12 protein-coding genes are annotated in these 12,074 nt (G+C 62.5%); 6 read left to right on the top strand and 6 right to left on the bottom strand.

Features of this window, described 5'->3' with window-relative positions:
• Window positions 1–14: 14 nt before the first annotated feature.
• From K1X11_RS10210 to K1X11_RS10195, 4 genes are all read right to left on the bottom strand, one after another.
• On the bottom strand, window positions 15–1,940 hold the full coding sequence (locus tag K1X11_RS10210) for a family 20 glycosylhydrolase (RefSeq protein ID WP_221032236.1): 1,926 nt from the start codon (window positions 1,938–1,940) through the stop codon (window positions 15–17).
• A 67-nt stretch (window positions 1,941–2,007) separates the two neighbouring features.
• Window positions 2,008–2,952, bottom strand: coding sequence for a transaldolase (gene tal, locus K1X11_RS10205; RefSeq protein ID WP_221032235.1), 945 nt, complete (start codon window positions 2,950–2,952; stop codon window positions 2,008–2,010).
• Between the two features lie 16 nt (window positions 2,953–2,968).
• Window positions 2,969–4,369 carry a CCA tRNA nucleotidyltransferase gene (locus tag K1X11_RS10200; protein ID WP_221032234.1) on the bottom strand — a complete coding sequence of 467 codons (1,401 nt, stop codon included), beginning with the start codon at window positions 4,367–4,369 and terminating at the stop codon, window positions 2,969–2,971.
• 45 nt (window positions 4,370–4,414) lie between these two features.
• Window positions 4,415–4,786 (bottom strand): DUF423 domain-containing protein, encoded by a 372-nt coding sequence (locus K1X11_RS10195; protein WP_221032233.1) that lies wholly within the window; start codon window positions 4,784–4,786, stop codon window positions 4,415–4,417.
• Window positions 4,787–4,957: 171 nt separating this feature from the next.
• Between K1X11_RS10195 and K1X11_RS10190 the strand changes: the two genes are divergently transcribed.
• The 3 genes from K1X11_RS10190 to rpsI all read left to right on the top strand — a co-directional run bounded on the left by K1X11_RS10190 (window position 4,958) and on the right by rpsI (window position 6,610).
• Window positions 4,958–5,641, top strand: coding sequence for a TorF family putative porin (locus K1X11_RS10190; RefSeq protein WP_221032232.1), 684 nt, complete (start codon window positions 4,958–4,960; stop codon window positions 5,639–5,641).
• A gap of 129 nt (window positions 5,642–5,770) precedes the next feature.
• Entirely contained in the window at window positions 5,771–6,199 is a 429-nt protein-coding gene (rplM, locus tag K1X11_RS10185) for a 50S ribosomal protein L13 (RefSeq protein ID WP_221032231.1), read from the top strand.
• A gap of 9 nt (window positions 6,200–6,208) precedes the next feature.
• Window positions 6,209–6,610, top strand: a complete 402-nt coding sequence (rpsI, locus tag K1X11_RS10180) for a 30S ribosomal protein S9 (RefSeq protein ID WP_221032230.1) — start codon at window positions 6,209–6,211, stop codon at window positions 6,608–6,610.
• Between the two features lie 142 nt (window positions 6,611–6,752).
• On the opposite strand, the gene K1X11_RS10175 is transcribed toward rpsI, so the two are convergent.
• Complete coding sequence (locus K1X11_RS10175) at window positions 6,753–8,126, bottom strand: bifunctional ornithine acetyltransferase/N-acetylglutamate synthase (RefSeq protein ID WP_225919603.1); 1,374 nt, start codon at window positions 8,124–8,126, stop codon at window positions 6,753–6,755.
• A gap of 116 nt (window positions 8,127–8,242) precedes the next feature.
• On the opposite strand from K1X11_RS10175, the gene argB reads away from it, so the two are divergent.
• From argB to argF, 3 genes are all read left to right on the top strand, one after another.
• A complete protein-coding gene (gene argB / locus K1X11_RS10170; protein ID WP_221032229.1) occupies window positions 8,243–9,124 on the top strand; it encodes an acetylglutamate kinase in 882 nt (293 codons plus the stop codon).
• Between the two features lie 100 nt (window positions 9,125–9,224).
• Complete coding sequence (locus K1X11_RS10165; RefSeq protein ID WP_221032228.1) at window positions 9,225–10,442, top strand: aspartate aminotransferase family protein; 1,218 nt, start codon at window positions 9,225–9,227, stop codon at window positions 10,440–10,442.
• A gap of 97 nt (window positions 10,443–10,539) precedes the next feature.
• On the top strand, window positions 10,540–11,487 hold the full coding sequence (argF, locus tag K1X11_RS10160; protein WP_221032227.1) for an ornithine carbamoyltransferase: 948 nt from the start codon (window positions 10,540–10,542) through the stop codon (window positions 11,485–11,487).
• Window positions 11,488–11,520: 33 nt separating this feature from the next.
• Here the strand turns inward: argF and K1X11_RS10155 are convergent, their stop codons facing one another.
• A complete protein-coding gene (locus K1X11_RS10155; protein ID WP_221032226.1) occupies window positions 11,521–12,003 on the bottom strand; it encodes a type II secretion system protein in 483 nt (160 codons plus the stop codon).
• Between the last annotated feature and the right edge of the window lie 71 nt (window positions 12,004–12,074).

Genomic DNA, 12,074 nt, shown 5'->3' with positions numbered 1-12,074 from the left:
GCTCGCTCGACCGCTCAACGCTGCAGTTGAGTCACCCAGCGCGGTTGCCAGGTCGCCCGCGCTTGGGTGCGGTCGACCTCCACGATCGAAACCGGGTCTTTCGTTTGGCCCAGCTTCACGCGCCGGTAGCGGCCGGACGGCCGCCACTCCGTCACGCCATCGGTGAGATGGGTGTCGCTGATACTGAAGGTGCCCAAGCCGCATAGACCGATGCGCACCGGGGTGTCGGCGGAGTCGAGGGGCAAGCTCAGCCAATGGCGCAGGCGCGCGCGGCGGCGGGCCGCGTGGTTGCGAAACTCGATCAGGTAGCGTTGCAGCTCCAGGCGCCACGAGCCGTCGGGTTGTTGTATTTCGACTGTGACGGCTTGGAGGTTGGGGTGCGTGGTGTGCACCAGCAGGCGGAGTTGCCAGCGACCGGTGACAGGGGAGGCGGTGGCGAGCTGTGTGTCATCGCGTTGGGTCTTTTTCCACCAGCCCTGGAGCTCGCGCAGGCGGACGAGATCATCGCTCAGAATCCGGCGGTTGGGGTTGGGCTGACTTTGGCGTCGGGTGCTCAGCCACATGGTATCCACTGTGGCACGACACCGATCATGGAGCTCCCGGAAGGCGGCGAGCTCATCGATGGCCATATTCACTAGCCGTGGCAGCAAGGCGCGGCGATCGCGGTGGACCAAACGGCGGGCGCGGTGGACGAGTTGCGCCTGATGGCGAATAAGCCGATCACGCGCGGCGAGGTAGTGACGCCACTGCAGGCTCGCCGCAAAGACCGAGGGCAACGGCTGGTGAAGGGCACGAGCGAAAAAGCGTTCGTCGGCGGCGTAGAGGGCAGCGCCATCGCGCCCCTGGCAACTGTCCCAATGGAGGTGGGTTTCCCAACGCGCATAGCCGGAAAAGGCGCGCTCATCGCAGGCCATCATCAGGCGCGCCCGCTCGCGGGCTTGGCGCTTGCCATAGACCCGGGTGAAGCCGCGTTCCAGCATGCTGACCTGGTCGATGTCCTCATCGTCGAGCCAGAGTGAAGCGATGGCGGCGTCCACGACCATAGTGGTTTCGAGGGCGAGGCGGTTTGGTTCCCAACCGGTGACGAGAAAGCCGCTGGCGCCCACCTGGCGGCAGCGGCGCCACCAGGATTGAGCATTGGCCAGTCGGTCGCCGAAAACCGGCAACGGTTCGTGGCGGAAAGCCCCGTTCATCGGGCAGCCCCAGTAATCGATCCCGCGCGCTCGTAGCTTCGGCGCGAGGTCGTAGGCACGGAAATTTTGCGCCTCAAAACGAGGACTGCGCCCAAACGCATAATAATACCAATCGTAGGCCGCGATCCCGGCGGGCAGCTCAGCGATGGCGTCGGGAAACAGCACCAACATATCCGCCCAAATTCCCATCTGCAGCTGGCGATCGGTGCAGAGGCGATGGAGCTCGTTGACGTAGCGCGCGAAGTAGCCGCCGAGACCGAGGGTGGCCACGTCTTCGCGGGCCAGCGGATGGCGCCCGATCACGAAAGATTCATCGAGCCCGACGTGCACCTTACCGGCGGTGCAAAGCGGCGCGATGTCATCGAGCAGTTTCGTCGCAACCTCGAGGGTGCGCGGATGGCTTGGGCAGATCTGGCCCTCCGGCAGAGGCGAACCGTCGGCGGCGCGCAGTTCATTGAGGTCACGCCATTCGGGCGTTTTTATCAGGTATTGGGTGTGGCCCAGCAGGTTCACGATCGGCACGACGCCGATCCCGTGCGCCTGCGCGGTTGTTACCAGCCGCGTGAGCTGGCGCCAGGAGTAGGCGTCGCGCCGGGCCACGCCCGGCAGGCTGGGGTAGTCGACCGCGTCCTCGAGGTGCAGATACAGTTCGTTGTATCCCCACTTTGAATACTTGGGCAATTGGGCGAGCAGCCAGTCGAGGCGTTCGACTTGGCGGGCCAGGTCCCACTGAAAGGCGCGGATCATGGGCAAGAAACAAGCCGGGCGCAGGCCCGGCTTGGAAGGAGAAAGAATGGATGAAAAGGGATGGCGATCAGCCGCGACGATCCGCGATGAGTTTCTCCAGCTTCACGATGTCGGCGGCGAAGTTGCGGATACCCTCGGCGGTTTTTTCGGTGGCCATGGCGTCTTCGTTGAAGGCCCAGCGGAAGCCCTTCTCGTCGAAGCTCGTCTTGGTCATGTCGGAGGCGGCGGCGCAGTCGGGATCGAGCATACGCGGCACGGCGCTGTCGTTTTCGTCGAGTTCCTTGAGCAGGTTGGGGGAGATGGTGAGCAGGTCGCAGCCGGCGAGCTGCACGATTTCACCGGTATTGCGGAAGGACGCGCCCATCACCTCGGTGGCGTAGCCGAACTTCTTGTAGTAGGTGTAGATCTCGGTGACGGACTGGACGCCGGGATCTTCCGCGCCGACGAAGTCTTTGCCGGTGGCCTTCTTGTGCCAGTCGAGGATGCGGCCGACGAAGGGGGAGATGAGTTGCACCTTGGCTTCGGCGCAGGCGACGGCCTGGGCGAAGGAGAAGAGCAGGGTGAGGTTGCAGTGGATACCTTCCTTCTCGAGTTGCTCGGCGGCTTTGATGCCTTCCCAGGTGGAGGCGATTTTCACCAGCACGCGGTCGCGGGAGGTGCCGCGCTTTTCGTAGAGTTCGATGAGGCGGTGGGCGCGCTCGATGGTGCCGGCGGTGTCGAAGGAAAGGCGGGCGTCCACTTCGCTGGAGACGCGGCCGGGGACGATCTTGAGGATCTCTTCGCCGAAGGTGACGAGGAGGTTGTCGATGATCGTGGCGGTGTCGGCATCGGCACCGGCGTCGGCAATCGCCTTGTCGACGAGCGCGCTGTAGGTCTCTTGACCGGCGGCTTTGAGGATGAGGGACGGGTTGGTCGTCGCATCCTGGGGAGAGAAGGCCTTCATGCTTTCGAAGTCGCCGGTGTCGGCGACGACCTTGGTGAAGGATTTGAGCTGTTCTAGTTGAGAAGCCATCGTCCCCAACGCTAGCCTACTTTGCGCGTAGCTTCAAATGAGCATCCAACCATTTTAATGAGCCGTCTTCATCGTTAAACGCGCCGGAGAGCTGGGCTTCGAACGCGTCCTGCAGGAGCGGCTTAAACTCGGGCCCGGGCGATAAGCCGCGCTCGATGAGGTGGCGACCGAGCAAGATGGGTTGGGGGGCACCGTCGGCGATGGCGAGGGCATCGGCCGCCGCAGTCATTTCGTCGATGGTGCGGATGGCGGGCGTGGCATCGAGGGGAGGACGCCCGCGGGCGTCGGCGCGCATCACTGTGGCCAGTTGCGTCATCGACGCCGGGGCGAGTTTGCGGGCGAGGCGACGCAGGAAGCTAGGGTTGGTAGCCGCCTCACCGGCATCGATGTGCACCATGTGGTATTTGACCAAGGGCAGCACGGTGTCGCGCAGACGATGGGGAGCACCGATGCGGGCGAGGAAGGTTTCGGTGGGGTTTAGTCCGGCGGTCGCGTGTCCCGGGCTGGTCCAGCGGAATTGTCCGCGTTTCTCGGCCTGGTGCGTGGTGGCGGGTTTGCCAAAATCGTGGGCCAGCACGGCGAACATGAGCAGGCGGCGATCTTCGGCGCCGGTGGTTGCCCAGTGCGGGTTACGCACAAGCGCGTCGAGGCCGTGGCAGGTGTGAACAAAGACGTCACCTTCCGGATGCCATTCCGGGTCCTGCAGCGTGTCGCGCAAGTGATCGATCTCGGGGAAGTGTTGCAGCCAACCGGCTTGGTGCAGGAAGCGCAGTCCTCGGGAGGGCGTCGCGCTTTGCACGGCCCACTTGTCCCACTCGCCCCAGATGCGCTCGCGGGGGAGCTCGGCGCAGCTGGCGTGGATGCGGCGACACAGCGCCAGCGTTTCCGGGGCGGCTTCCAAATCGAAGCGGGCGACAAATTGCATGCCGCGCAGCACGCGCAGGGGATCCTCGACGAACGCCTCGCTGGTATGACGGAGAATGCGGTTGGCGAGGTCCTTTTGGCCGCCGTGGGGATCGATCAGCTCGCCGGTCGCCGGATCCCACGCGATGGCGTTGAGGGTAAAGTCGCGCCGGGCAGCGGCGTCGGCGTCGCTCAGATGGGGATCGGGTTCGACTTTGAAGCCTCGGTGGCCTGCGCCGGTTTTGGATTCACGGCGAGGAAGGGAGAAGTCGAAGACAGCGCCCTCGCGGCGCAGTTTGATGGTGCCGAAACTGCGACCCACGACGTCGGTGCTGCCGAATTGGCGGAGCGCTTTAAGGAGCGAATCGAAGTCCGTGCCCCCGATTTCGACGTCCCAATCTTCCGGCGCACGTCCCAGCAGGGCATCACGCACGCAACCGCCAACCAGCCGCGGGCGACCGACCCGAGTGAGGGCGGTGAGGACCGGACGTAAAGTGGCGGGTGGTTCGAGCATGAAAGGGAATTAACGGGCGAGGACGGATGAATCGCCGTAAAAAACTCAGGCCCGGCGCAGCGCGGAGACGCCTGCGAACACCCATCCGACGAGAAAAAACACGCCACCCAGCGGGGTGATGGGGCCTAGCCAGCGGGGGCCACCGAGGGCCATCGCGTAGAGGGAACCGCTGAAAAACACGATGCCCAGCAGCCAGCACCAGCCGGCCTTGGGGGCGATGGCAGCACCCTCGGGCCCGAGGCGGCTGGCCGCTACCCACGCCGCAATGGCGTGCAGCAGGTGGTAGAGCACCGCGGTCTGCCAAACGTCAGTCATGTTGGCCGTCGCCAAGGTATCCTTGAGCGCGTGGGCGCCGAATGCACCAAGGGCGACGCCCAGAAATCCGAATACTGCGGCGATGAGTGTAATATTTTTCATACAAAAGCTGGATTTGGCCTAATCATTGCTTAACTTGCTTGTCCCCTCACTGGCTCTACCTCGGTCGATCGGCTTGAACAGTCTTGCTCACCTATGAACAAGGCTGCACGACTCAGTCACTTGGGTAAGTTGGCGGGGAGATCCTTAAAAACTACAGACTATTACCTACAAATGAAGAAAACTGCTGCCCTACTTCTCGCCGCCGTGCTTACCGGTGGGAGCCTGAGCGCCCAAGAGGATTCGTCCTACTCCATCACGGTCGATTTCCCCTACGTCAGTGACTACGTGTTCCGCGGTGTGAAATTCGCGGATGATTCCATCCAGCCCTCCATCGAATTCGCCACTGGCGACTTCTACGCGGGCATGTGGACCAGCCAGCCGGTCACCGGCAACATCGCCAACGAGTTCGACTTCTACATGGGCTACGGTGTCGCTCTTTCCGACACCTGGGCTCTCGATTTCGGCTTCACCTACTACTACTATCCGGAAACTCCGTCCGGTGATGAGCAGTTCGAGCCGTTCGTGGGCGTGTCCGGCGACCTCGGTGGTGGCATGAGCGCTTCCGCTTACTACTACTACGAGACTGAGTTCGAAGCCTCCACCTTCCAGGTTGGCCTCGGTTACAGCGCTGAGATCTCCGACACCAGCACCTTCGACTTCGCGGCCGACTACGGCTTCGTTGGTTTCGACGGTGGGGGTGACTACTCCTACTGGAGCCTCTCCGGCACCTACAACCTGACCCTCAACGACACCGCCAGCACCTACCTCGGTCTGGTTTACGCCGACAATGACATCGGCGGTGGTGCCGATGATTCCTTCTTCTACGTGATCACGGGCATCAGCCTCGGCTTCTAAAGCTCGCTTAGATCGACGTTTTTCATGCAAATCCCGTCCCTGCCGCTCGGTGGGGGCGGGATTTCTTTTTTCCCTGAAAATGCGGGTTGACACGCTTCTCGCGAAACCTAGCTATTGGCCTCTTTTCCCATGAAAACATTCCTCGCCAAAAAGGAAACCGTGCAACCCAAGTGGCATATCGTCGATGCCGAGGGTCAGGTGCTTGGCCGCTTGGCGGTGAAGATCGCCACCGTGCTGCGCGGTCGCCACAAAGCCACCTACACGCCGCACGTCGACACCGGCGATTACGTTGTCGTCATCAACGCCGAGAAGATCGTCGTGACCGGTAAGAAGGAAGAGCAGAACAGCTACATGTTCTTCTCCGGCTTCATCGGTGGTGAGAGCTATCGTTCCTTCAAGGAGCAGCGCGTGCGCAACCCGCAGTTCATCATCGAACACGCTGTGAAGGGCATGCTGCCGAAGAACCGTCTTGCCCGCCAGATGCTCAAGAAGCTGCGCGTGTTCGCCGGCCCGGAGCACACCCACCAAGCGCAAAACCCGACTCCGCTCCCGCTCTAATCTGTTCCCATGAGTGCTGAAACCGCCACCACCTTTGCTGCTACCGGCCGTCGCAAGACCGCGACCGCCCGCGTGCGCATCACCGCCGGCACCGGCAAGTTCATTGCCAACGGCCGCAGCTTCGAAGACTACTTTTCCCATGAAAACTTCGCCGGTTTGGCTTCCGCCCCGCTGGTGACCGCCGGTCTCGCCAAAGAGATCGACGTGACGGCCAATGTGGTTGGCGGCGGTGTCGCCGGCCAAGCCGTGGCCGTGGCTCATGGTGTCGCCCGCGCCCTCCAGAAGATGGACGCCGAGCTCCGCCCGCAGCTCAAGAAGGCTGGTCACCTCAAGCGTGACCCCCGCCAGAAAGAGCGCAAGAAGGCCGGTCAGCCCGGCGCCCGCAAGCGCTTCCAGTTCTCCAAGCGCTAATCGCTCTGCGAGTTTACTTTCGAAAAACCGCCCTCTTGTAGGGCGGTTTTTTTATGGGCGGATTGCGAGGGGCAGGAGACTTGGGCGAGGTAGACGAGCCGAGGTTGGAAGCCTCGGTCAAAGTGGCCCTCACCACTGGAGCTTAGCTCCGGTAATCGGCGTTCTCCGAAACGTATTCGTGGGTCAGGTCGCCGCCAAAAACGATGGCGGAACCGGACCCTGCGCCAAGTTCGATGCCGACCTCGACGCAACGCTCGTGCACCGGGTAATCGACGGGCGGAGCAAACGAGCCGTCGGCGGTCGGTTGGCTTTCGTAGAGTTCCGCCTCCTTTAGGTGTGCCACAAGGGCGAGTTCCTTTGCGGGATCGAGGCGGAACACGCCACCGGCAAAGATCTCGTGTCCGCCGAGGGTGAGGCGCAGCGCGGAGGTATCTGGCGCAGACTCGAGCTGACCGAGATGGCGGCCAATCGCCTGGACGAGGCGGCCGACGTTGGGATCGTTGCCTGCGACAGCGCATTTAAAAAGCGGGGCGTTGACGACGGCTTTGCCCAAGCGAGTGGCAAAGGTGTCGTCGGGCGCGCCGGTGACGGTTGTGCGGATGACGTGGCGGATGCCCTCACCGTTGCGCACCACGTCCTCGGCCAGATCGCGACAGACTTGTTTGAGGGCTTCGCTGAACGCGGCGAGATCGGCCGATCCGGCGGCACCGCTGGAAATGAGCGCGACGGTGTCGGAGGTGCTGGTGTCGCTGTCGACGCTGATGCGGTTGAAACTCTCATCGACTGCTTCTTGCAGCAGACGGCGCAAGGTATCGCGCGGCACGGCCAAGTCGGTAAGGATGTAGACCAGCATGGTCGCCAGATTGGGCTCGATCATGCCGGCACCCTTGGCGATGCCGACGATGCGTCCTTCGCCGAGCTCAACCGCACGAATCTTAGGGTAGAGGTCGGTGGTCACAATGCCTTCGGCGGCGGGCAGGATGGAGTCGGGTTGGAGGGCGGCGGCGGCATCGGGCAGGGCGGCTTCCATGGCATCGGCGGGGAGGGACCAGCCGATGACACCAGTGGAACTCGGCAGCACCTGATCGGCGGTGAGACCGAGCGCGCTGGCGGTGGCGCGGCAGATGCGCTCGGCTGTTTCTTCGCCGCCGGGGGCGCATACGTTGGAAATCTTGTTGTTGATAAGGATGGCACCGAGGCGATCAGCGGCGAGACGACGACGGCCGACCTTGATGGGAGCGCCAGGGAAGGCATTGCGCGTAAATACCGCGGCGAAATCGGGGGTGGGCTCATCGAGGGCGATGAGCGTGAGTGTCATCTTGGCCGGTTTGGGGGCCTCGATGGGGGTGAACGCAAAGCGGCTGGTGCCCACTCGGAAGCCGCGGGGCAGGGCGGCATGCTGGGCGAGCCAGGCACGGTGGGCGTCACGGTCGGGGAAGGAAAGTTGGGTGCTCGGCACGGCTGAGGAGTGGGGCAGAGGGGCGGGGCTGTTAAGTCGATTTTCGACGGCAGGCATCGGTGGAGCAAAGTTTTGCATCGAAATGGGCCCGACCGTGGACATAACCCGGTGCTCTTCCTGACTCGGTCACGACATCGATTCTGTTGGCGCGACGGGGTTCTGATCTGCTCGCCATGAACGTCGAAGAAATCACCGCCAAGGCCAAGGTGCTGCTCGAAGCCCTGCCTTACATTCAAAATTTCCGTGGATCCACCTTCGTGGTGAAATACGGCGGCAGCTTCATGGATGATCCCAATCCGGAGGTCCGCAGCCGCGTTGCCTACGACATCGCGTTCTTTGCGGCCTGCGGCATCAACACGGTCGTGGTGCATGGTGGCGGCAAGGCCATCACCAAGGCCATGGCGGAGTCGGGGCTGGAGGCCAAATTTATCGGCGGCATGCGCGTCACCGACGAAGCCACCGTCAATATTGTGCGCAAGACGCTCAACGAGGTGGTGAATCCCGACGTCTGCACCGCGATCACTGAAGCGCGCGGCAAACCCAAGGGCATGCCCGGCGACGAGGTGCTGCTCTGCCGCAAACTCGATCACGACGAAGAGGGCAACCCGGTGGATCTCGGCTACGTGGGCGAAGTCACTGAAGTGAAGGTGAAGCTCATCAAGAAGGCCATCGCCGACGGTCTCATTCCGGTCATCTCGCCGGTGGCAGTCGACCACGACGGGCATCCGCACAACGTCAACGCCGACATGGCGGCGGGGCGTGTGGCCAGTGCTCTGCGGGCGCGCCGCTTGGTTTACATGAGTGACGTGCCGGGCCTGCTGAAGGACCCCAACGATCCCAAGTCGCTCATTTCCACCCTAAAGATTTCCGAGGTCGATGGCCTCCGCGACAGCGGCGTCATCAGCAAAGGTATGTTGCCCAAAGTCGGCGGTGCCATGCGTGCCCTCCAGGACGGCGTGCATCGCGTCCACTTCATCGACGGCCGGCTACCGCACTCGCTGTTGCTCGAGATCTTCACCGACAAAGGCATCGGCACCGAGATCGTGAACAGCTGATTGGATATTCGATTGGATGGGGCGACGCTCCCGTCCGTTAGTCTGATCGCCGAGATTCGCATCGAATCCAAAATCGAGAATCAAAAATCCAAACTTCCACATGTCCGCTGAGATCACCCGCACCTCCACCGCCGAGCATTATGATTCGTATGTTGTGCAAAACTACGGTCGCGCCCCGCTCACGCTGGTCCGAGGCGCGGGCAGCAAGGTGTGGGACGACGCCGGGCGCGAGTATCTCGACTTCACCTCCGGCATCGCGGTCAGCGCGCTGGGTCACTGCCATCCGCATTGGGTGAGCACCGTGCAGCGGCAGGCGGGTGAGCTCATTCACACCAGCAACCTGTTCCGTAACCCGAACCAAGGTGAGCTGGCGCGGCGCTTGGTGCAGCGGGCCGGCCCGGGCCGGGTGTTTTTCTGCAACAGTGGTGCCGAGGCCAACGAAGGTCTGCTCAAACTGGCGCGCTTGCACGGCATGCGCAAAGCGGGTGGCGTGGAAGGGAAGTGCTACAAAGTGATCTGCGCCGAAAAGGCGTTTCACGGCCGCACCTTTGGCGGCATGAGCGCGACGCCGCAGGAGAAGATCCAAGGTGGCTTCCGTCCCTTGGTGCCGGGTTTTGCGTTCGGCAAACTCAACGATCTGCAGAGCTTCGCCGACCTCATCGACGAAGACACGGCGGCCATTTTTATCGAAACGATTCAGGGCGAAGGCGGCGTGAACCCCGCGACGCCGGAGTTCCTGCGGGGACTGCGCAAGCTCTGCTCGGAGCACAATCTCCTGCTCCTCCTCGACGAGGTGCAGTGCGGCATTGGTCGGACGGGTAAGTTTTACGCGTTCGAACACGCCGACGTGCGTCCCGATGCGATCGGTATGGCCAAGGGGTTGGGCGGCGGTTTCCCGATCGGAGCCATTTGGATCGGCGAAGGTTCGGCTGATCTCTTCAAACCCGGTTCGCACGGCACCACGTTTGGCGGCACGCCCTTGGCCTGTGCGGCGGCCCTCGCGGTGCTCGATATCATCGAGCGCGAAAAGCTACTCGAACACGTCGAGGCGGTGAGTGCGGCGTGGCATCAGCGCTTGCTGGGTCTCGTCGGCAAATACCCGCAGCACCTGAGTGGCGTGCGTGGCCTCGGCTTTATGGTCGGCCTGCAGATGGTCGACGATGCCGCCGGCTGGGTCGGCAAACTGCGTGACGCCGGGCTGCTTGTGCCCATGGCCGGCGGCAACGTGGTGCGCCTGTTGCCGCCGCTCAATGCGACCACCGCCGAGCTCGAAAAGGCCGTCATGATTCTTGATCAAGTGCTCGGTGCATCCACCTAAGGGTAGCGCGATTGGCACTCTGACGTGACGATCCCGTGCGGTTTCGGATTTCTCTGGTGACCGCCGGGTGGTTTTGCCAAGGTGTTCGTTTTTCCCGATGAAGCACTTCCTCAAAGAAACCGACCTGAAGCCCCATGAAGCGGCCGAGGTGTTCGCGTTGGCCCGCGACCTCAAAGCCAAGCGCGGTCGCCATACTCCGCCGGTGCTGGCGGGGCAGACTTGGGCGCTCATTTTTTCGAAGTCCAGCACGCGCACCCGCGTTTCGTTTGAGGTGGGCATCCATGAGCTGGGCGGCAACCCGCTCTTTCTCAATCGTAACGACATCCAGCTTGGTCGCGGTGAAACCATCGAGGACACCGCCAAAGTGCTGTCGCGTTTTGTGCATGGTCTGATCGTGCGCACCTACGACCACGGTGATGTCGAACGCCTGGCGGCCTGTGGCACCGTGCCGGTCATCAATGCGCTTACCGATTTTCTCCACCCCTGCCAAATCTACACCGACGCCTTCACCATGGCGGAGCGTTGGGCAGAACCGGGCGGCGATCTCTTCGCCTCGCTGAAAGGGCGCAAGATTGCCTTCCTTGGTGATACTGCCTGCAACATGGCCAACTCGTGGATCCTCGGCGCCGGCATGTTCGGCATGCATTGCGCGCTGGCCGGACCGCCGGAGTTTGAGCCGACGGCGGACATCAAGTTACTGGCCGAGAAGGAAGGTTTCTCCGACTGCTACTCCTTCACCACCGATCCGTTTGAAGCGGTGAAGGATGCCGATGTGGTCTACACCGATGTGTGGGTGAGCATGGGCAAGGAAGAGGAAACCAAGGCCCGCGTCGTGCAGATGACGCCCTACCAGGTGACCGAAGACCTTTTCGCTGCCGCCAAGCCCGACGCCTACTTCATGCACTGCCTGCCGGCGCACGCCGACGAGGAAGTGACTCAGGGTGTGTTGGACAACCCGCGGTGCATCATCTTCGACCAAGCCGAGAATCGTCTGCATACGCAAAAGGCGATCATGGCGGTGTTGGCGCAGCGTCCCCGCGCCTGAGTGGGTTGCGTGGGCTCGCTGGTCGAGCCGAACTCAGAATTCCAGGATCATGATGAACCCGCCGTCACGTCGACGGAACGAACCGCCGGTGAGGTCGCCGTCATCGATGGCCTTGTCGACTTCGGTCATTACGATGTCGTCCACGTTCGGCGAGAGAATGGACAAGCCGGCGCGGTAGCCAAACTGGTCCAAGTCCCAGTCCCAATTCCCGCCCAGCGACGACGTGCCGGCCCAACGGGTGAGGTTCATATACTCGGACATCTCCGGTGGAATCCCGCTGATTCCGTCGGGCGGCCATGCGCCGACTTCGAGTGAATAGGTTTCGAACGCATCCTTCCCGATCCGCAGGTCGTTGATGAAGGTGTTGATGCGGGCCTTCTGCTTTACTCGGGAAAAGGCCGGAATCGCCAGCGCGGCCAGCAGGCCGATGATGACCACTACGATCATGATTTCGACCAGCGTGAAGCCTCGTTGTAGCTTAGGCTGCGCGAACCGGGTTGAGTTAAAGGGAGGCATGACCGGCGGGTTTTCGTGCAATAAGCACGATTGCAGGTCATTTGCCAATGGTGGATCTCGTCAGGAGATCG

Origin of the sequence: Actomonas aquatica, assembly GCF_019679435.2 — a bacterium.
Taxonomy (GTDB): domain Bacteria; phylum Verrucomicrobiota; class Verrucomicrobiia; order Opitutales; family Opitutaceae; genus Actomonas; species Actomonas aquatica.
This window is presented reverse-complemented; position numbering and strand designations above follow the sequence as displayed.